This is a genomic window from Streptomyces sp. CCM_MD2014 (genome assembly GCF_000772045.1).
Lineage (GTDB): Bacteria > Actinomycetota > Actinomycetes > Streptomycetales > Streptomycetaceae > Streptomyces > Streptomyces salinarius.
This window is the reverse complement of sequence record NZ_CP009754.1, coordinates 3,463,666-3,484,200: the sequence shown is the minus strand read 5'-3', so window position 1 is coordinate 3,484,200 and position 20,535 is coordinate 3,463,666. Positions and strand designations below refer to the sequence as shown.

The 20,535-nt window shown below is 73.5% G+C and carries 13 protein-coding genes, 1 pseudogene and 1 riboswitch; of the genes and pseudogenes, 6 read left to right on the top strand and 8 right to left on the bottom strand.

All coding sequences use genetic code 11. The features are described from left to right. Window positions 1-12: 12 nt before the first annotated feature. A complete protein-coding gene (locus NI25_RS15050) occupies window positions 13-1,071 on the bottom strand; it encodes a C40 family peptidase (protein ID WP_061442961.1) in 1,059 nt (352 codons plus the stop codon). A 315-nt stretch (window positions 1,072-1,386) separates the two neighbouring features. Between NI25_RS15050 and NI25_RS15045 the strand changes: the two genes are divergently transcribed. Then, the gene (locus NI25_RS15045; protein ID WP_061442960.1) at window positions 1,387-1,740 is read left to right on the top strand and encodes a hypothetical protein; all 354 of its coding nucleotides are present in this window, start codon (window positions 1,387-1,389) and stop codon (window positions 1,738-1,740) included. Here NI25_RS15045 and NI25_RS15040 read toward each other — a convergent pair. Both NI25_RS15040 and NI25_RS15035 read right to left on the bottom strand, forming a co-directional pair. Further along, complete coding sequence (locus NI25_RS15040) at window positions 1,718-2,737, bottom strand: tellurite resistance/C4-dicarboxylate transporter family protein (RefSeq protein ID WP_061442959.1); 1,020 nt, start codon at window positions 2,735-2,737, stop codon at window positions 1,718-1,720. The two genes, NI25_RS15045 and NI25_RS15040, sit on opposite strands and share 23 nt — an antisense overlap. A gap of 27 nt (window positions 2,738-2,764) precedes the next feature. Further along, entirely contained in the window at window positions 2,765-3,958 is a 1,194-nt protein-coding gene (locus NI25_RS15035; protein ID WP_061442958.1) for a C40 family peptidase, read from the bottom strand. 6 nt (window positions 3,959-3,964) lie between these two features. Then, a riboswitch (cyclic di-AMP (ydaO/yuaA leader) is annotated at window positions 3,965-4,152 on the bottom strand. A 254-nt stretch (window positions 4,153-4,406) separates the two neighbouring features. Here NI25_RS15035 and pcrA point away from each other — a divergent pair. Continuing rightward, window positions 4,407-6,896 (top strand): DNA helicase PcrA, encoded by a 2,490-nt coding sequence (gene pcrA / locus NI25_RS15030; RefSeq protein ID WP_061442957.1) that lies wholly within the window; start codon window positions 4,407-4,409, stop codon window positions 6,894-6,896. A gap of 88 nt (window positions 6,897-6,984) precedes the next feature. On the opposite strand, the gene NI25_RS15025 is transcribed toward pcrA, so the two are convergent. Continuing rightward, window positions 6,985-8,679, bottom strand: coding sequence for a peptidoglycan DD-metalloendopeptidase family protein (locus NI25_RS15025; RefSeq protein ID WP_061442956.1), 1,695 nt, complete (start codon window positions 8,677-8,679; stop codon window positions 6,985-6,987). 256 nt (window positions 8,680-8,935) lie between these two features. After that, window positions 8,936-9,934 (bottom strand): esterase/lipase family protein, encoded by a 999-nt coding sequence (locus tag NI25_RS15020; protein WP_061442955.1) that lies wholly within the window; start codon window positions 9,932-9,934, stop codon window positions 8,936-8,938. Between the two features lie 477 nt (window positions 9,935-10,411). Between NI25_RS15020 and NI25_RS15015 the strand changes: the two genes are divergently transcribed. Beyond that, window positions 10,412-10,828 (top strand): cobalamin B12-binding domain-containing protein, encoded by a 417-nt coding sequence (locus NI25_RS15015; protein WP_007444094.1) that lies wholly within the window; start codon window positions 10,412-10,414, stop codon window positions 10,826-10,828. Window positions 10,829-11,169: 341 nt separating this feature from the next. Here the strand turns inward: NI25_RS15015 and NI25_RS15010 are convergent, their stop codons facing one another. Next, entirely contained in the window at window positions 11,170-12,750 is a 1,581-nt protein-coding gene (locus NI25_RS15010) for a DUF5691 domain-containing protein (protein ID WP_061442954.1), read from the bottom strand. 572 nt (window positions 12,751-13,322) lie between these two features. Further along, complete coding sequence (locus tag NI25_RS15005; RefSeq protein ID WP_061442953.1) at window positions 13,323-14,564, bottom strand: hypothetical protein; 1,242 nt, start codon at window positions 14,562-14,564, stop codon at window positions 13,323-13,325. A gap of 126 nt (window positions 14,565-14,690) precedes the next feature. Here NI25_RS15005 and NI25_RS15000 point away from each other — a divergent pair, with 126 nt between their 5' ends. From NI25_RS15000 to NI25_RS14990, 3 genes and pseudogenes are all read left to right on the top strand, one after another. Further along, a complete protein-coding gene (locus NI25_RS15000) occupies window positions 14,691-15,800 on the top strand; it encodes an ATP-binding protein (protein WP_061442952.1) in 1,110 nt (369 codons plus the stop codon). A gap of 96 nt (window positions 15,801-15,896) precedes the next feature. Beyond that, window positions 15,897-18,305 (top strand): annotated as a pseudogene (locus tag NI25_RS14995) (DUF5682 family protein); the annotation flags it as partial. Window positions 18,306-18,580: 275 nt separating this feature from the next. After that, on the top strand, window positions 18,581-19,816 hold the full coding sequence (locus NI25_RS14990; RefSeq protein ID WP_228952230.1) for a vWA domain-containing protein: 1,236 nt from the start codon (window positions 18,581-18,583) through the stop codon (window positions 19,814-19,816). Between the two features lie 179 nt (window positions 19,817-19,995). Here the strand turns inward: NI25_RS14990 and NI25_RS39385 are convergent, their stop codons facing one another. Then, window positions 19,996-20,427, bottom strand: a complete 432-nt coding sequence (locus NI25_RS39385) for a hypothetical protein (RefSeq protein ID WP_158508444.1) — start codon at window positions 20,425-20,427, stop codon at window positions 19,996-19,998. Window positions 20,428-20,535: the final 108 nt, after the last annotated feature.

Genomic DNA, 20,535 nt, shown 5'->3' with positions numbered 1-20,535 from the left:
CGGCGCGGCGTCTCACACCACCCGCGCAGCCCCCGCGAACGGCATCTCGTCGACCGGGGCGACGCGGACCGGGGCCGACGGGTTCGGGGCGTGGATCATCCGGCCGTTGCCGACGTAGATGCCGACGTGGCTGATGCCCGAGTAGAAGAAGACCAGGTCACCCGGGAGCAGTTCGGACCGTGAGACGCGGCGGCCCGCGTCGATCTGGGCGTAGGTCGTGCGGGGCAGGGAGACCCCTGCGGCGCGGTAGGCGGCCTGGGTGAGGCCCGAGCAGTCGAAGGCGTTCGGGCCGGTCGCCCCCCACACGTAAGGGCTGCCGAGCTTCTGGTAGGCGTAGGCGACGGCCGCCGCCGCGCGGGAGTTGGGTGCCTGGGCGGAGGCCGACAGGCCCTCCCTGGGGCCGGAAGAAGAGGCGCGGGAGGCGCGTTGCCCCGTTCCCGCGCCGACGCCGGCGCGTTCCTCGGCGGTCAGGCGGGAGAGCAGGCGGCGGGCCTCCGCCAGCTTGCCGGTGACGGTCTCGCGGTGACGTTTCAGCTCGGCCCGGCGTGACTTCAGCGAGGTCACCTCGATGCGGGCGGCGCCGCGCAGTTGCTCGATGTCGCGGAGTTCCTTGCGCACGCGGCCCACCTCGGCCTGCTGCCGGCTGCCCGCACGCTCGGCGAAGGCGGCGCCGTCGAGATACCGGTCCGGGTCGGAGGAGAGCGCCAGTTGCAGCGCCGGGTCCAGGCCGCCGCTGCGGTACTGCGCCGCCGCGACCGAACCCAGCGCCTCCCGTGCCGAGTTCAGCCGGTCCTCCTTGCGGGCGGCCTCGTCCCGCAGGTCCTCCAGGCGCTGTTCGGCGGCGTCCGCCTTCTCCTTGGCGCCGTTGTACTTCTCCGTGGCCACCTCGGCCTCCTGGTAGAGCTTGTCCACCTTGGCCCTGACCTGCGCCGCCGTCGGCTGCGGATCGGCGTGCACGGTCGTCCCGCCCAGGCCCGTCGCGGTGGCCGCCCCCGCGAGGGTGATCGTGGCCGCCGTACGGGCCCTGCCGCCGCCCTTCGCGCGCTGCCGCGGCCTGCGGTGCGTTCCCACCTGCGATCCACGTCCTTCCCACGACTCGACTCCGGCCCGCGCCGGGTCGGCTCCGGTTCACTCCGGTCGCCTGGGCCAGGACGCTAGGCGCGTCGGTAACGGTCCGGTGACGGGATGCGCGGAAGTGGCGCGAGGGGATCGGCCGGCGACCGTATGTGATCACCCTTCGCTCCAGAGGCCGTCTCCTTCACGCTGGGTGATGACCGATAGGCCGGATCCGGAGGCGGGCGGGGGACGGGAGCTGTTATGGGCGCCCGGGCGGGCGGGGCGGGCCGGTGTCCGGGCGCGTCCGGGCGCTCATTAGGCTCCGGCCTCATGGACGTACTCATCCACATCTTCGTCGGCCTGCACATCATCGGTATCGCCGCGCTCCTCGGCGGCTTCCTGACCCAGATGAAGGCGATGGGCCGGGGCGCGGCCCGGTTCACCCCCGCGATGCTGCACGGCGCGCTGACGATGCTGGTCACCGGTGCCGTCCTGATCGGCCTCAACCAGGCCCAGGACTACTCCGTCGACAACGTCAAGATGGGCGTGAAGCTCGCCGTGCTGATCGTGATCCTCGGCCTGGTCTACGTGAAGCGCGACGAGGAGAAGGTGGAGAAGCCGCTGTTCGGCCTGGTGGGCGGGCTGACCCTGGTGAACGTCTTCATCGCGGTGCTGTGGACCTGACCGCCGCCCCGGAGCCCGCTGCCGCGGACCGCAGCCCGGAGCGGGCCCGGACGACCGCCCCCGTGGCGACCGCCAGCCAACCGGCCACCGCGATCCACAGCAGCGCCCGGCCCGGCGCGTCCAGCCACGGGACGTCGACGACGGCGGACACCGACAGCGTCGCCGCCGCCGTCATGCCGAGCGGGAAGACCGTCGACCAGCGGCGTACGTCGTAGCCGAGACGCGGCCAGGCGATCTCGGCGGTCAGCAGCACGGCGTACCAGGCGAGGTCCAGGGCGAGCAGGAAGACGGTCAGGTCGTGCAGGACGGCCTGGTCGTCGGCGTTCCACAGGTACATGCCGGTCCCGGCCGCCGCGAGCAGCTTGGCCCCGGCGAGGGCCGAGATGGCGAGCGCGCCGCCCGCCACCCAGTGGTCCCCGGCGCCCCGGGCCACCTGCCGCAGGTCGAAGCGGAACAGCGCGATCAGATAGAGCACGATCCCGAGCCAGAACGGCACCAGCGCCGCGTGCGCCAGCCAGGGCGTCGAGGTGGCCGCGGACAGCGTCGCGGCGAGCACGGCGAGTCCCTCCGTGGCCACGCAGCCCAGGAACACCGCCCCGGGCATCCGCCGCCCCCAGTGCCGCACCACCAGGAGCAGCAGCCACGGCCACAGCACGGCCGCCAGCGCCAGCAGCACCGAGGCCAGGAGCGACCAGCCCAGCAGCGCGAAACGGGTGCCGACCACGGTCGTCGCGGCGACGGCCGTCAGCGCGCCCGGCGTCCCCGCCCGCTCGATCCACTGCGGCCGGTCCGCGAACAGCAGGTAGACGAAGTTCGCGGCCAGTATCAGCCAGGCGACACAGGCCAGGACCAGGGCGATCCGGGACAGGACCTCGCGGCCCGTCAGATGCAGGGCGACCGACACGATGCCGGTCGCCATCACCGCGGCCCCGGCCGCCGGTGGACGCCGCGCCAGCCAGGTGCGCAGCGCGGAGGGGTGGTGGGTGGCCGATGACATGGCCACGATGGTAGAGAACAGTGCTGGTCAGGCGGGGCGCACCACGCTGTAGATCGACGACTCGCCGTCGTAGAAGATGGACTCCTCGCGGACGTACGCGCCCGGCTTCGGGGCGTGGATCATCATGCCGTCGCCGATGTACAGGCCGACGTGGCTGATGTCGTCGTAGAAGAAGACCAGGTCACCGGGTTGTGCCTGGGAGACGGGGACGGTCGTGCCGGCGTTGACCTGGTCGTAGGTGACGCGCGGCAGCGTCACGCCCGCGGCCTTCCAGGCGGCCTGGGTGAGGCCCGAGCAGTCGTAGGAGTCGGGGCCCGTGGCGCCCCAGACGTACGGCTTGCCGATCTGGGCGCGGGCGAAGGCGATCGCCTTGCCGGCCTTGGTGCCGGCCGAGGTGCCCGGCGTCGACGAGCCCGAGGAGTCCGAGGAACCGGCGCCGCCGGAGGTATCCGCGGATCCGGAGCCGCTCTCCTGCTGCTGGGCGGCCTCCTCCTGCCGCTTGCGCTCGGCTGCCTCCTCCGCCTGCTGCTTCGCCAGCTCGGCGGCCTTGCGGGCGGCCTCCTGCTGCTTCTTCTTCTCGATCGCCGCCAGCCGGGCCTTCTCCTCGGCGGTCAGCTCGGAGAGCAGCTTCCGCGCGGTGGCGAGCTTCTTCTGGACGGTCGACTTGGCCGTCTTGAGGTCGTTCTGCGACTCGGTGAGCGTCTCGAGGCTCTCGGTGGCCTCCCGGCGCTTCTTCATCGTCTCGGACTGCTGGGTGACGTAGTCGTCTACGGCACTCTTCTGCCGGCCGGTGAGCCGGTCCATCAGCTGGTTCTGGTCGAAGTAGTCCTGCGGCGAGTCCGCGAGCAGCAGGGTCGCGGTCTCCGGGACCGCGGCACCCGTGCGGTACTGGGCGGAGGCGAAGGAGCCCAGCTCCTCGCGCGCGTCGTTGAGCTTCTGGGTGCGCTTGGCGACGTCGTCGAGGAGACCGTCGACCTTCTTGCGCTGCTTGGAGGTCTTCTCCTTGGCCGCGTTGTACTTCTCGGTCGCCGACCCGGCCTGGCGGTAGAGGTCGTCGACCTTCTTCTCGACCTCTTCGAGGGTCGGCCGGTCGTCCGAAGGCGTGGCGTTGGCCGTCTGGGACAGCAGGGCGACGGAGGTGAGGGCCGCGGTGGCCAGGGCCGGGGTCCGTATCCCCCCGACGCGGGTGCCGGTGGGACGCGACTTGCGGTGCGACGCCAAGGAGGCGACTCCTTCCAGTGCTCCGCCTACCGGGTTAGCTGTCGGGTTCGGGCGGTGTGGCGCGGAAGGGTTGCCCTACGGCGGGCCGCCCTCATGGTCTCGGCGAGGGCGGTGCGGCCGATTCACCCCAAGGTCTCGGTGGGTCCCCGGCTCCGGATGCCGTGCGGGCAGGCCGGACTCGGCGGAGGCCGCGCGGCCCGGCGAGGTTCGCCGGAGGGGGTCGAGCGGCCTGCCCCGCACCGTAGCCAACTCGTGTGGCCGCTGTGAAGGTTGGCGGGTGATATGCCCGATACATTTTCGTGACCTTTCGCGGGGGTGCCTCCGGGGCGGTGGTGGGCGTCACTCTTCGTGGTTCCGCTGGTCGCAGGGCGTGTCCGCGCCGGGTGGCGGTGGGCGTTTTCCGGGGTGGCACCGGGATGTCGGTGGGGCGCCCTAGACTCGGAGAGCGATGAGCAGCCTCTTTGACGACAGCTTCCTGGCGAGCCTCCAGACCCCCCGGGGTCACGAGGAGGAACCTCCGCCGCCGCCCGAGGGCGATCACGGACCGGAGCCGGTTCCGCACGATCTGTTCGGCGGGAAGTTCGACGTGCCTCCGGACCGGGACACCCACTACCGGGACGGCGCCCCGCGCCCGGCCCTGGACCCGGCCGCCCTCCTGGAAGGGCTGAACGAGAACCAGCGGGCCGCCGTCGTCCACTCCGGCTCCCCGCTGCTCATCGTGGCCGGTGCCGGCTCCGGCAAGACCCGCGTGCTCACCCACCGCATCGCCCACCTGCTGGCCGAGCGCGGCGTCCACCCGGGCCAGATCCTCGCGATCACCTTCACCAACAAGGCCGCGGGCGAGATGAAGGAGCGCGTGGAGCAGCTCGTCGGCCCGCGCGCCAACGCGATGTGGGTGATGACCTTCCACAGCGCGTGCGTGCGCATCCTGCGCCGCGAGTCGAAGAAGCTCGGCTTCACCTCGTCGTTCTCGATCTACGACGCCGCCGACTCCAAGCGGCTCATGGCACTGGTCTGCCGCGACCTGGACCTGGACCCCAAGCGCTTCCCACCCAAGTCGTTCAGTGCGAAGATCAGCAACCTGAAGAACGAGCTGATCGACGAGGAGGACTTCGCCGCCCAGGCCGCCGACGGCTTCGAGAAGACCCTCGCCCAGGCCTACGCCATGTACCAGGCACGGCTGCGCGAGGCCAACGCCCTCGACTTCGACGACCTGATCATGACGACGGTCAACCTGCTCCGCGCCTTCCCGGACGTCGCCGAGCACTACCGCCGCCGCTTCCGCCACGTCCTGGTCGACGAGTACCAGGACACCAACCACGCCCAGTACGCCCTGGTGCGCGAGCTGGTCGGCGGGGCCTCGGAGCACCCCGTCGACGTGCCGCCCGAGGCCGAGGTGCCGCCCGCCGAGCTGTGCGTGGTGGGCGACGCCGACCAGTCGATCTACGCCTTCCGCGGCGCCACCATCCGCAACATCCTCCAGTTCGAGGAGGACTACCCGGACGCGACGACGATCCTGCTCGAGCAGAACTACCGCTCCACGCAGACCATCCTCAGCGCCGCCAACGCGGTCATCGAGCGCAACGAGTCACGCCGTCCCAAGAACCTGTGGACCAACCAGGGCAGCGGCGCGCGGATCACCGGATACGTCGCCGACACCGAGCACGACGAGGCGCAGTTCGTCGCCGACGAGATAGACCGCCTCACCGACGCGGGCGAGGCCAAGGCGGGCGACGTCGCGGTGTTCTACCGGACCAACGCCCAGTCCCGTGTCTTCGAAGAGGTCTTCATCCGCACCGGCCTGCCCTACAAGGTCGTCGGCGGCGTCCGCTTCTACGAGCGCAAGGAGGTCCGGGACGTCCTGGCCTACCTGCGGGTGCTGGCCAACCCGGAGGACTCGGTGCCGCTGCGCCGCATCCTCAACGTCCCCAAGCGCGGCATCGGTGACCGCGCGGAGGCGATGATCGACGCCCTCTCCCAGCGCGAGAAGATCAGCTTCCCGCAGGCGCTGAGGCGCGTCGACGAGGCGTACGGCATGGCCGCGCGTTCGGCGAACGCCGTCAAGCGGTTCAACACCCTCATGGAGGATCTCCGCACCGTCGTCGAGTCCGGCGCCGGACCGGCGACGGTCCTCGAGGCGATCCTCGAACGCACCGGGTACCTGGCGGAGTTGCAGGCCTCCACCGACCCGCAGGACGAGACCCGCATCGAGAACCTCCAGGAACTCGCGGCCGTCGCCCTGGAGTTCGAACAGGAGCGTGCCGAGGGCGAGGAGGCCGGGACACTGGCCGACTTCCTGGAGAAGGTCGCGCTCGTCGCGGACTCCGACCAGATCCCCGACGAGGAGGACGGCGACGGCGTCGTCACCCTGATGACCCTGCACACCGCCAAGGGCCTGGAGTTCCCGGTCGTCTTCCTCACCGGCATGGAGGACGGCGTGTTCCCGCACATGCGCGCCCTCGGCCAGGCCAAGGAGCTGGAGGAGGAGCGCCGCCTCGCCTACGTCGGCATCACCCGCGCCCGCGAACGCCTCTACCTGACCCGGTCGACGCTGCGCAGCGCCTGGGGCCAGCCGTCGTACAACCCGCCCTCGCGGTTCCTGGAGGAGATTCCGGCGCCCCACCTGGAGTGGAAGCGCACCGGGGCGAACGGCCCCGCGCCCTCCGCGCCGGTCTCGGGCGTGGCGGCCTCGCTGTCCTCGTCCCGTTCCCGTTCCTCGGCGTCGGGCGTGTCCGGCTTCGCCACCCGCCGGTCGGCCGGCGCCGAGCAGCCGACGGTCTCGCTGGCGGTCGGCGACCGCGTCACGCACGACCAGTTCGGGCTCGGCACGGTGGTCGGGGTCAAGGGCACCGGGTCCAACGCCGAGGCGACGATCGACTTCGGGGACACCAAGCCGAAGCGGCTGCTGCTGCGGTACGCGCCGGTGGAGAAGCTCTGAGGACGTGTTGCGGGGCGGTGCGGTGAGGTCCCGGGCGCCGGCCCGGGCCGCCCGTCACCGCCCGGCCGGCTGCTGAGACGTTACGGCGTCACGACGGGTTGAGGCCGTGGCTGCGCAGCCACGGAAGCGGGTCGATCGACGAGCCGCCCGCGGGGCGCACCTCGAAGTGCAGGTGCGGGCCGGTGGAGTTGCCCGAGTTGCCGGAGAACGCGATCGCGTCGCCCGCCTTCACGGTGGTGCCGGAGGGGACCTGGTAGCTGGAGAGGTGGCAGTACCACGTCTCCGTGCCGTCCTTCGCGGTCACGATCATCATGTTGCCGTACGCGCTGTTGTACTGCGTCCGCACGGTGCCGTCGGTCGCCGCCATCACCTTCGTCCCGTACGACACGGGGAAGTCGATGCCGGTGTGGACGGACATCCAGTTGATGCCAGCCTGTCCGTAATACGCACTGAGGCCGTGCTGCGCCACCGGAAGCGCGAACTTGGGGCGCAGCCGCTCCTTGCGGGCCGCCTCCTCCGCCGCGCGCCTCTTCTCGGCGGCCTGCTCGGCCTTGAGGTCGATGCGCTCCTGCGTACGGCTGGCGCGGTCCGCGAAGTCGTCGGCTCCGGCGGCGAGGCTCGTGAGCTGGGTGTCCAGTTTGTTGTTGGCGGCGGACGGTTTCACCGGCGCGGCCTTCGCGTTGCCGGGGTCCGGTGCGGAAGCCGCGGTGTCCGTGCCCTCGTCGCCGGTCAGGCTGCCGACTGAGGCGGCCGCGATACCGGCGACGCTCATCACGCAGGCCGAGGGCACCGCGATGGTCAGCAGCGCGGAGCGCTTGGCGGGCTGGCGGCGACGGGAACGCGTCCCGGCGCGGGAGGGGCCGGTGCGTGCGGCAGGGATCCGTGGGGCCGACGTGACCTCTTCCTGGTCGTCCAGGAGCGCGGTCACGGTGGGGAGTTCGCCGGTGGCGGCCAGCTCGCCGTCGTACGAGGGGGGTCGGGTGTCCCCGGATGCGGGAGCGTCGTCCGGCGTGGCGTCGGGTGCGGGGTGCTCGGCCGGTCGCGCCGGCTCGTCGACCGCGTCGGTGACGGTGCCGTCCGCGTTCCACTGCGTGGCGTCGTAGGCGCCGGTGTCCACCGGGCCGCCCGCGAACGCGCCGGTGTGGAGCGTGCCGACCGCGAAGGCGCTCGTCTCGAAGGCGCCGGTGTCGTGTGTGCCGGTCGCGAAGGAGCCGGTTTCGAATGTGCCGGTCTCGAATGCGGCGGTCTCGAACGCGGCGGTCTCGAAAGTGCCGGTTTCGAAGGTCTGCGTGCCCCAGTGCCACTGCTGGGTCCCGTCGGCCGGGTCCGCCGACTGGTCCGGCGGGCTCCAGGCGCCGGTGTCCCACTGCCCGGTGGCCTCGGTGCCCGTCGCCTGCGGCGACACGGAGCCCGGCTGCTGGTACCCGGCCGTCCAGGTCGTCGTGTCGTAGGCGCCGGTGTCGTAGGCGGCTTGGTGCTGGGCCGCGTACGCGTCGTAGTGGAGGGTCTGCGCCCCGCCGGTGGACCACTGGGTGGCGTCGTACGAGCCTGTGGCCTCGTGGGTTCCGGCATAGTGGCCCGGCATGCTGCCGAACAGGGGGTCCGCGTCGAAGGCCGAGGTGTCGGAACCGCCGGTGGCGAAACCGGTGGCGTCGTATCCGCCGTACGTGGTGAGGTCGCCGTACTGGGCCTCCCCTGTGCCGTACGACGCGTACTGCGCCGAATCGGCGTCGGAGGCCGAAGCCGGGGTGTTCCTGGTCCCCGACGGGTGACGGTCGTTCACCAACTTCTCTTTCGCCTCGACAACAGGGGCTGCGAGAGCAGTGCGGCGACTGTACCCGGCGGTATACGGGCACGACAATCTTCCGCAGGTTTCGCGCGCGAAGGAAACGGGCAATCGGCCGTGTTTTGGGGGAGGGCGGGCACGGGTTTGGGTTTGTGTTCGACCCTTGTTCGAGTCCGAACGGGTTGTTTCGCGTTCTGCTCCGCCCTCTTGCTCCGTCTCCCGCCTCTCCTGTTGCTTCCCCTGGTGCCCGGCCTCAGGCGACGGTGAGCCCGCCGGCGGGCTTGCCCGGTCCCGTGCCCGTTCCGGTTGCCGTCTCGGTTCCCGTTTCCGGTTCGGCGGTGTCGAGCGCCTGCCGTATCCCGGTGGCCACGGCGGGGTGCACGGGCAGCGCGAGGTGTCCGATGCCGCTCACCCGTACGTTCTCCACGGTCAGGTCGGGGTGGTCGAGGCAGGCCGTCTCCAGCGGGTCCATCACGTGGTCCAGGTCGCTCCAGAAGCTGACGAACCGCGTACGGCAACCGGGCGCCGGCCGGGTCAGCTCCTCGATCACCGGCGACCCGGGGCGCATCTGGCGCACGATCGGGTGCGCGTTCGCCAGGGGGACCACCTTGGTGCCGGCGTGCGGAGTACCGAGCGTCACGAGGGTGCGCACCCGCCGGTCTCCGCCGAGACGCTGCACGTAGTAGCGCGCGATCAGGCCGCCGAGGCTGTGCCCGACGACGTCGACGCGCTCGCTGCCCGTCCGCTCGCAGATCTCCTCGACGTGCCGGTCGAGCAGCTCGGCGGCGGTGCGGATGTCGCAGGTCAGGGGGGAGTAGTTCAGTGACTCGATCTCGCGCCTGCCGTGCTGGGCCAGGCTGCGGCGCAGCAGCAGGAAAACCGAGCGGTTGTCGATGAAACCGTGCAGCAGGACGACCGGGGGACTGGCGGGGGCCGGGAGTCTGGGGGCCGGGGGCGAAGGCTGCGGGGCGTGGGCGTCCGTCGGACGGACCGCCTGGGACGGACGGCGCTCCTGGATGATCCCGGACGGATACAGGAGAAGGTGCCCGGCGAGGATCGCCGCCTCCAGGGCGCTCGCCTTCAGGAGGGTCAGGGAAAGCCCGGTCAGTCGTCCTGGAAGCGCTGCCACGTCGGACAGTCCCGGAATCGAAGGGAGCCCGGGGATCGCGGGGAGCCCTGGAATCCCCGGCAGATCGGGCAGGAGACGCTGGAAAAGCGGGAGAAGGGGCAGTGCTGCCGTGGTGACCTTCATGGGCCGACCTCCTGTCGGCACGCGCAGGGACGCCTCTGTCCTCCGTGTGCCCTCGTGGAGCGCCGTGACACCAGTGATGGGTGATGTTCGCGAGGTTCAGGCAGGTCTCAGAGCCCAGTGGGTCACGCGAGACCTGTGGATCGCATGGGGTGCATGGTGTGTGTGGGGTGGGTCGTCTGCTGGGTCCGTGTGGTGAGCTGAAACGGCGACGAGGCTCGCTCGCCGCTGTGCTGTGCCGTCCTCGCTGTGGCGCTCCGTGCGCAAGTGCCGCCGCGCCCGCTGAGCGGTGCGTGGCGAACGTGTCCCACCGTGTGATTTCCCCCTCTGTATCCACCGCGAAACTGCCGGTTGCGGGATGCTGGCGATAACGTTCGTTCACTTCCCCGGACACCGTGGTGCGGGGTCTCCGCGCCGCGAGACGCGAAGTGTGCGGTACTTGTCGGTACGGATGGATGTAGTCGCTTCATGGAGGCAGTGATGGGTGTGGCAGCCGGTCCGATCCGCGTGGTGGTGGCCAAGCCGGGGCTCGACGGCCACGATCGCGGGGCCAAGGTGATCGCGCGGGCCCTGCGCGACGCCGGTATGGAGGTCATCTACACCGGGCTCCACCAGACTCCCGAGCAGATCGTCGACACCGCGATCCAGGAGGACGCCGACGCGATCGGGCTGTCCATCCTCTCCGGTGCGCACAACACGCTGTTCGCCGCCGTGATCGAGCTTCTCCGGGAGCGGGACGCGGCCGACATCCTGGTCTTCGGCGGCGGGATCATCCCGGAGGCGGACATCGCTCCGCTGAAGGAGAAGGGCGTCGCGGAGATCTTCACGCCCGGTGCGACCACGGCGTCCATCGTGGACTGGGTGCGGGCGAACGTGCGGGAGCACGCGGGGGCGTAGCCCCGGCCGCCGCCGACCCGCCGGGCCGGTGCATCCCGCACCGGTGCCGCCGGGGTGCGCCGTCTCGGACCGCCGTGGCCCGCGGTGGCGTCCCTGTGGAGAGCGCGCCCGGGAGGGAACAACGGCGGGCCCGTGCGCCGACGGGTGCGGAACCGTGTGCCACGGCTGCGGAACCGCGCTCCGGTGGGTGTGGAGCCGCGTGCCGGTGGGCATCGGCTACCGGGCGCGGAAGGCGTCGGGAGCCGTCGGTGGGCGTCGCGGTGCCTGGCTCGCCGGCCCCGCTCCGTCGCTGCCGGGCCCTGTGCGACGGCACGTCCCGCGCCGATCGCGGCGCCCTCCCTCTACCCCGCCCGGAGCTCTTCGGCCATCGTCGCCCGCAACCGCAACGTCCTGACCAGTCGTTGGAACGCCTCCGCCCAGTACCCCCCGGCCCCCGGCGACGCGTCCTCCGGCTCGTCCGGTATCGCCAGCAGGCCGTCGAGGCGGCCCGCCTCCGAGGGGTCGAGGCAGCGCTCGGCCAGGCCCATGACACCGCTGAAACTCCACGGATAGCTCCCGGCGTCCCGGGCGATGTTGAGGGCGTCGACCACTGCCCGGCCGAGCGGCGCGGCCCACGGCACCGCGCACATGCCGAGCAGCTGGAACGCCTCGGACAGCCCGTGCGTCGCGATGAACCCCGCCACCCACTCGGCGCGTTCACCGGCGTCCAGCGTGCCGAGCAGCTTGGCCCGCTCGGCCAGCGACACCGCCCCCGGACCACCGGCCTCGGGTGCCGTGGGCGCTCCCAGCAGGGCCCTCGCCCAGGCGCCGTCGCGCTGTCGTACCGCCGCGCGGCACCACGCGGCGTGCAGCTCGCTCTGCCATCCCTCCGACACCGGCAGAGCGACGATCTCCTCGGGGGTGCGCCCCCCGAGCCGGTCCGGCCAGGTGCCGAGCGGGGCCGCCTCCATCAACTGGCCGAACCACCAGGACCGTTCACCCCGGCCGGCGGGCGGCCTGGCCACCACGCCGTCCCGCTCCATGCCCGCGTCGCACTCGTGGGGCGCCTCGACGACGATCGCCGGCGGGGCGAGGGTGCGGTCGAGGGACACGCACGACGCGGCTCGCGCCCCCATCCGCGCGGCCAGTGCCGAATGCGGCAGTGCCGACAGCAACTCCGCAGCCGTGGCCCGAACGTTGCGGCTGCGGTCGGCCAGCGCCTGCTCCAGGAACGGTTCGTCCGCCGCTTCCAGCCCCGTCCGCAGCGAGTCCAGGAACATCAGGCGGTCCTCGGCCCGTTCCGTCGCCCAGGTCGACGCGAGCAACTCGCGTGCGCCGGCGGGGTCGCGGGCGCGCAGGGACGCCAGGACGGCGACCCGCTCGGCGAACAAGCCCTCGTCCCACAGCCGCCGCACCCGCTCCGTGGCACCGGCACCGGACAGCGCGGCAACGCCACCGTGTGTCGCGCGCAGGGCGAACCGCCAGTCCGGATTCAGCCGGGCCAGCCACAGGGCACGGGGCCCCGCGAAGGTCAGCGCCGCCGGCCGCAGGTCCGTACGGCCTCGCGCCGCGTCCAGCAGCGCCGGAAGGGCCTGGGGCGGCGCCGCGAAACCGCGGGCGTTCGCCGTCGCCAGCCACTGGGGCAGCAGCTCCATCAGGTCGGGCGTGCTGCCTCTGCGGCCGCCGCCCGCCGTGCCGGGGCGGTCGGTGAGCAGCGTCGTGAGCCGTCGGGCAGCCGCGGCGGGCAGCGGCGGACGGGGGTCCTCGGGTGCGGTTTCGAGGCGCCGGGCCGCGCGGGCCGGGCGCAGTCCTGCGCGCCGGCGAACGGTTTCCGCGGCCGCGGCGTCCAGCAGCGCCGCGGCGGCACCCGGCCCGCGTTCGCCGCCCGGTGGGGTACGCCGGTCCGTACCCAGCAGTGCCGAGGTGACCAGCCCCTCCCACACGCCGGGCCCGGAAGCCTGCGCGGGTGGGGCGCCACCCTCCGCGGGCGGGGCCGAGGCCGCCGCCGGTGGGCGGCCCGACGCCGACCGGGTGAACGCCTCGGCCCCCGCCCCCCGTACGGAGACACGTACGGAGACACCCTCCGGCGGCGTGCCGGGAGCGGGCGCGGCGGCTCCTGGCGCCGGGGAGGTCGCAGAGCGGATGCCGGGTGCAGATACGGGTGGCGGTGCCGACACCGGCACCGGTCCTTGTGCCGGAAGGGGCCCGGGGCCGGACGCCGGATCGCGGCTCGATTCGGCCGCGGGTTCTTTCGCCGCCGTTGCCTGGACGGCGGCGGTCCGGGGGGTGGCGCCAACCATGGGTGTGGCGTCAACCGTGGGTGTGGCTCCTGCCCGTCGCGCGATGCCTGCCTCGGGCGCGAGGGACCCCACGGCCCCGTCGGCCGGTGTCGAGGCCGTGGGTTCGACGGCTGACCCCGGCACGGTGGCCGTCGGTGCGGACGTGTCCGTGGGGGTGGGCGTCCTGGTCAAGTGGTTCCCCTCCGTTCCGTTCCCGTCCCGTCGCCCGGGGCGGGTCAGCTCAGCGGTACTGCCGGGCCCGGCCCGGCCGGCCAGGCCGTCAGCGGTCTGAAGCCGCGGTGTCCGCACTCGCCGAAGACCGTGACGGGCGCACCGCCCGACAGGGCGACCAGCCGCCACAGACCCGACTGGTTCGCGGCGGTCCGAGTGAGCGGCAGCGCCGTGTCCCCGTCGGCGTCCGCCAGTTGCCAGCCGTCGCCGTCCGGTACGGGAACCACCCGGTCCAGGGCCACCGGCACCGAGTCCAGCCACGGGTCGGCGCGGAGAGCCTCGCCGTAACGGACGGCCGCCTGCGCGGTCGTGAGCCCTCTCGGGCGTACCGGCGTGGGCTCGGGCGGTGCGAAACACCGGCCGAGGGCCGCCCGCTGCCGTCCCGCACCCGGATACGCCGAAAGCTCCGCGTCCAGGGCCAGCCCCACCGGCAGCGTCAGCTCCGGCGCCCGGCCCGCCGCTCCGTAGGAGAGGAGCAGCGCCGTGCGGTCCGACTCCGCGCCGTGCAGCCAGACGCGACGGGTCGTCAGCCGGGCGTCCGCGGTGTCGTACTGGGCGAGGACCAGCCAGTGGTCCCGCACCGGCGGGCCGTCCGCGGCCGCCTTCAGGCCTACGCGTGAACGGACCGTCGCCGCCAGGCCGTCCGGCAGTCGCTCGCGGCGCAACCAGCCCTGGCCGAGAAGGTGGAGCAGAGCGCACTCCTCGAGCAGCCGCACCGGCCAGCCGGGCCCCGACGACGGTATGGACCCCAGCTCCCGTACACGCGAGGCCAGGCCGGGCGCCTGGGCGTCGACCATGCGGGCCGCCGTCTCCTCCCACAGCCCGTGCCCCGCCTGTTCGGCGCCGGCCAGACCGCCGCGCAGGAGATCCACGAGGCGCTGCTCCAGCTCCGTCGCGCCCGCGGTGATCCGCTCGGCCCGCCGCTCCGCCCGGCGCCGCGCCGCCTCGGGGTCCCCGGTCACGGCCGTGGACGCGGCAGCGGGCGGGCCCGCGGACGTCGTCTCCTCCGCGTGCTCGTGCCGTCCGCCGACGCGCCGCTCCCCTCCGACCGGCACCTCCGCCTTTGGCACCGCACCCTCCCCGTCCGGTTTCTGCACGGCCCTCGCACCTCCCCTCGTCGTGTCCCCGCCTCGGACCGCGGCGTTCGCCGTGCCGAGCTCGCCGCCCAGCCTGCGTGGCGCCGTGTCAGATGCCGGTGCCGGCACCCGGGTCGTGGTCCGGCGGCACCCGTCGCCGAGCCATGCCATCGAAGGTAGATCCCGCCACTGACAATGGCCTGATCGGCAGCATTTGTGCAGGTCAGAGCGATTGTCAGTGGCGTGGTGCACCGTGGACGGCAGATCGAACCGGCTCAGCTGGAGGGGGAATCAGCCATGCCCGCACACGTGGAGCAGACGTCCGGGGCCGAGGTGTTGCGGCCGCACGCCGAGCACGCCTTCGCGACCGAACTGGCCGCGCTCGCCGCGCAGGACGACCGTCCGCGTCCGGACCGCTGGAAGCTGTCGCCGTGGGCGGTCGCCACCTACCTGCTCGGCGGCACCCTGCCCGACGGCACGGTGATCACCCCGAAGTACGTCGGCCCGCGCCGCATCGTCGAGGTCGCCGTCACCACGCTCGCCACCGACCGCGCCCTGCTCCTGCTCGGCCTGCCCGGCACCGCGAAGACCTGGGTGTCCGAGCACCTCGCCGCGGCCGTCAGCGGCGACTCCACCCTGCTGGTGCAGGGGACGGCCGGCACCCCGGAGGAAGCGATCCGCTACGGCTGGAACTACGCGCAGCTCCTCGCCCACGGCCCGGGCCGGGACGCCCTCGTGCCCAGCCCGGTGATGCGGGCGATGGCGGAGGGCATGACCGTCCGGGTGGAGGAATTGACCCGCATCCCGGCCGACGTCCAGGACACCCTGATCACCATCCTGTCGGAGAAGACCCTCCCGATACCGGAGCTGGGCCAGGAGGTGCAGGCGGTCCACGGCTTCAACCTGATCGCCACCGCCAACGACCGCGACCGCGGGGTCAACGACCTGTCCAGCGCCCTGCGCCGCCGCTTCAACACCGTCGTGTTGCCACTGCCGGAGAGCGCCGAGGCCGAGATCGACATCGTCACCCGCCGCGTCGACCAGATCGGCCGCTCCCTCGACCTGCCGTCGGCGCCCGACGGCACCGACGAGATCCGCCGTGTCGTCACCGTCTTCCGCGAGCTGCGCGACGGGCTGACCGGCGACGGCCGTACGAAGGTCAAGTCGCCCAGCGGCACGCTGTCCACGGCCGAGGCGATCTCCGTCGTCACCGGCGGGCTGGCGCTGTCCGCCCACTTCGGCGACGGGGTGCTGCGGCCGGGCGACGTCGCGGCGGGCGTCCTCGGCGCGGTGGTCCGCGACCCGGGGACCGACCGTGTCGTCTGGCAGGAGTACCTCGAGACGGTCGTGCGCGAACGCGACGGCTGGCAGGACTTCTACCGGGCCTGCCGGGAGGTGTCCGCGTGAAGGGCACCGGGCCGTGGACGGGACGTGGGGCAGCGGCGGCCGCTGTGACGGGGGACGACGGGGACTCGAGCTGGACCCGTAGGCGAGGGGGACGGCATGGCGGGCACTGACCGGGCCGGGGGACGCCTGAGCGGCGCATCAGGCGGGCCGGACGGTACCGGTGGACCAGAGGGCCGCCCGCTGCTGCTGGGCGTCCGTCACCACGGGCCGGGATCGGCCCGGGCGGTGCGAGCCGCGCTCGAGGCGGCCCGGCCGGGGGTCGTGCTGGTCGAAGGGCCGCCGGAGGCCGACGCCCTGATCCCGCTGGCCGCCCACGAGGACATGCGGCCGCCGGTCGCACTCCTCGCCCACGCCGTGGACGAGCCCGGCCGCTCGGCGTTCTGGCCGCTGGCCGAGTTCTCCCCCGAATGGGCGGCCCTCCGCTGGGCCCTGGAACACGACGTCCCGGCCCGCTTCATCGACCTCCCCGCCGCGCACACGCTGGCGTTGCGGGCGGCGGACGAGGACGCGAAGGGCCGGGCGGACGGCCGGAACCCGCAGGGCGAGTCCGGTTCGGCTCCCCCGGACGTCCGGGACGACCCGCTCGCCGTCCTCGCCGCGGCCGCCGGGCACGACGACCCCGAGCGCTGGTGGGAGGACGTGATCGAGCACCGGGGCGCGGGACGGGGGGACGTGTTCGCTCCGTTCACGGCGCTCGAGGAGGCCATGGCGGCGCTGCGCGAGACCGAGGCGGACGGCGAGGAGGGCGGCGCGTTGGACCGGGACCTCGTGCGGGAGGCCCACATGCGGCTCCAGGTCCGTGCGGCGCGGCGGGAGTTCGACCGGGGCGTGGCCGTGGTCTGCGGGGCCTGGCACGTGCCCGCGCTGAGACGCAAGGCGGCCGTCGCGGCCGACCGGGCCCTGCTGAAGGGGCTGCCCAGGACCAAGGTGGACATGACCTGGGTGCCCTGGACCCACCGCAGACTGTCCCGGGCGGGCGGGTACGGGGCGGGCATCGAGTCGCCGGGCTGGTACGGGCACCTGTTCGCCGCGGCCGACCGGCCCGTCGAGCGATGGCTGACCAGGGTGGCCGGACTGCTGCGCGAGGAGGACAGGGTCGTCTCACCGGCGCACGTGATAGAGGCGGCGCGGCTGGCCGAAGCGCTCGCGGTGCTCCGTGGACGGCCGTTGCCCGGACTGAGCGAGACGACGGACGCCGTACGGGCGGTGCTGTGCGACGGCTCGGACGTGCCGCTGGCGCTGGTGCACGACCGGCTGGTGGTGGGGGACGTGCTGGGCGAGGTCCCGGCAGGGGCCCCGGCGGTGCCCCTGCAGCGGGATCTGACCCGCACCCAGCGGCGGCTGCGGCTCAAGCCCGAGGCGCCGGAGCGCGAGCTGGAACTCGACCTGCGCAAGGAGACCGACGCCGCCCGCAGCAGACTCCTACACCGGTTGAGGCTGCTCGGCGTCGGCTGGGGCGAGCCGGTCGCGTCCCGCAGCACGGGCACGTTCCGGGAGACGTGGCGGCTGCGGTGGGAGCCCGAGCTGTCGGTGCGGGTCGCCGAGGCGGGGGTGTGGGGCACGACCGTGCTCTCCGCCGCCACCGCCAGGGCAGAGGCGGACGCCGTCACCGCGCAGGGCCTCGCCGAGGTCACCGCGCTGGCCGAACGCTGCCTGCTGGCCGAACTGCCGGACGCGCTCTCGCCGGTGATGCGGATACTCGCCGACCGGGCGGCACTCGACACGGACGTGGGCCACCTCGCCGAGGCCCTGCCCGCCCTCGTCCGTGCGCTGCGCTACGGCGATGTGCGCGGCACGGACACCGGAGCGCTGGCCGAGGTCGCCGCAGGCCTCGCCGAGCGCGTCTTCGTCGGGCTGCCCGCGGCCTGCGCGGCCCTGGACACCGACGCGGCCGAGGAGATGCGCCGCCACGTGGACGCCGTACACACCGCCGTGGGCCTGCTCGGCGACGCCCCCACGCCCCGCCACGGCGACCTGCGGTCCCGCTGGCGAGCCGTGCTGCGGACCCTCTCCGCGCGGGACACCGTGCCAGGCGTCGTCCGCGGGCGCGCCGTACGGCTCCTGCTGGACGACGGCGAGCTGGCCCCGGACGAGGCGGGGCGGCTCATGGGCCTGGCGCTGTCCCCGGGGACGCCGCCGGCGGACGCGGCGGCCTGGATCGAGGGCTTCGTCGGCGGCGGCTCGGGCGGCGGCATGCTCCTCCTGCACGACGAGCGGCTGCTGGCCCTGATCGACGCCTGGCTGACCGGCGTGCCGGCGGACGCGTTCACCAACGTACTGCCCCTGCTGCGCCGCACCTTCTCCGCCTACGAGCCAGGGGTGCGCCGCAGCCTCGGCGAGCTGGTCGGACGCGGACCGGCGGCGCGGGGGAGCGTGACGGCGGCCGGTTCCGGCATACCGGGCTTCGCGGCCGTCCTCGACACCGCGCGGGCCGACGCGGTGCTGCCGGTGGTCCGGCTGCTGCTGGGCCGGGACCCGGCCGGGGGCGACGGCTCGGCCAGGGGCGATGACCCGGCCGGGAACGAAGACGCGGCCGGGGGCGACGGCTCGGCCGGGAACGAAGACTCGGCCGGGGGCGACGACTCGGCCGGGAGCGACGGCTCGGCCGGGAACGAAGACTCGGCCAGGGGCGAAGACTCGGCCAGGGGCGATGACCCGGCCGGGAAGGAAGACTCGGCCAGGGGCGCCGACTCAGCCCGGAACGAAGACGCGGCCAGGAGCGACGACCCGGTCAGGAACGACGAGCCGGCGAGGGACGACGACCCGGTGGGGGTGGAGACATGACGGGCCACGTGCCTCGGCAGGCGACCGGACACCTGAGCGCGCGCACGGCCGCACGCACGACCTCGACCGGGCCGGAGGACGGCGGCGCGGCCCAGGAGCGGCTGCGGCGATGGCGTCTCGTCCTCGGCGGCGACCCGGCCGACGGGACCGGCCACGCGCTCTCCGGACGGGACGCCGCGATGGACGGCGCGCTCACCGCGCTCTACGGGAAGGGCGGCGGCACACCCCGGCCCGGGAGGGACCGGGCGGCGGGCCTCGGAGCCTCCGCACCGGCCGTGGCGCGCTGGCTGGGGGACATCCGGAGCTACTTCCCCTCCTCCGTCGTCCAGGTCATGCAGCGGGACGCGATCGACCGGCTCGGGCTCGCCACCCTCCTGCTGGAGCCGGAGATGCTCGAGGCGGTTGAGGCCGACGTGCACCTGGTAGGCACCCTGCTCTCCCTGCACCAGGCGATGCCCGACACGACGAAGGAGACGGCGCGTTCCGTCGTGCGCAAGGTCGTCGAGGACCTGGAGAAGCGGCTCGCCACCCGCACCCGTGCCACGGTGACCGGCGCGCTGGACCGCAGCGCCCGCACCGGCCGGCCCCGTCACCACGACATCGACTGGAACCGCACGATCGCGGCCAACCTCAAGCACTACCTGCCGGAGCACCGGACGATCGTGCCGGAGCGGCTCGTCGGTTACGGCCGGGCGGCCCGCTCGGTGAAGAAGGAGGTCGTGCTCTGCGTCGACCAGTCCGGGTCGATGGCGGCGTCCGTCGTGTACGCGTCCGTGTTCGGCGCGGTGCTGGCGTCCATGCGCTCGATCGACACCCGGCTCGTCGTCTTCGACACGGCCGTCGTCGACCTCACCGACCAGCTCGACGACCCGGTCGACGTGCTCTTCGGCACCCGGCTGGGCGGCGGTACGGACATCAACCGCGCCCTGGCGTACTGCCAGTCGCGGATCACCCGGCCCGCGGACACGGTGGTCGTGCTGATCAGCGACCTGTACGAGGGAGGCATACGCGACGAGATGCTCAGGCGGGTCGCGGCGATGAAGTCGGCGGGCGTGGAGTTCGTGGCGCTGCTGGCCCTGTCCGACGAGGGGACGCCCGCGTACGACCGGGACCACGCGGCGTCGCTCGCCGCGCTCGGCGCACCGGCCTTCGGCTGCACGCCCGACCTCTTCCCCGAGGTGATGGCGGCGGCGCTCGAGAGGCGCCCCCTGCCGACCCCCGACGCCGGGTGACGATTTGTCGATCCGGGGCGACCCGATTCCCGCGGTCAAAACGGATATGACGGCCCATCGGCGGGAGGGCGCTTGCGCAACCCGCGGATCCCCGTGCGAGTATCGCGCGGCGTGTCGATGCGACGTTCGACGCGTGGCCCGTTCCGCCGCACGGGAGGTACCTCCCCCTCTTGATCTGGTCAGCAGTCCTGCCCGGTGCCGCCCTGCGCGTCCTGCGCACGGCGGCCGGGCGGCGTGCGCTGCACGTGGCGCTGCTGGTGGGCGGGCTGTGCGTGCTCGGCCTGCTCTGCGGAGGGCGGGCGCAGGCGGCCGAAGGAGCGCCGGGAGCCTTGTCGGACACGGTCGGGCGGGTCCTCGACGCCCCCGCGCAGACGGGAAGCCGGCCCGGGACACGGAGCCTGCCCCGGACACGGAGTCACTCGGGCCTCCGTGCCGACGCTGGCCTCCGTACCGGTTCGGGTCTTCGTGCCGACGCCGGCCTCCGTACCGGTGCGGGTCTTCGTGCCGACGCTGGCCTCCGTACCGGTTCGGGTCTTCGTGCCGACGCTGGCCCCCGCACCGACTCGGGCCTTCGTGCCCACGCTGGCCCCCGTACCGACGCCGGTCTCCATGCCCTCTCCGGCCTGCGTCCCGTCTCCGAGGAACTCGTCTCTTCCGGAGCCGTCCGGGCCGTGCGGGACCGGGTCGTGCGACCGGTCGGTGACGTGGTGGTGCAGACG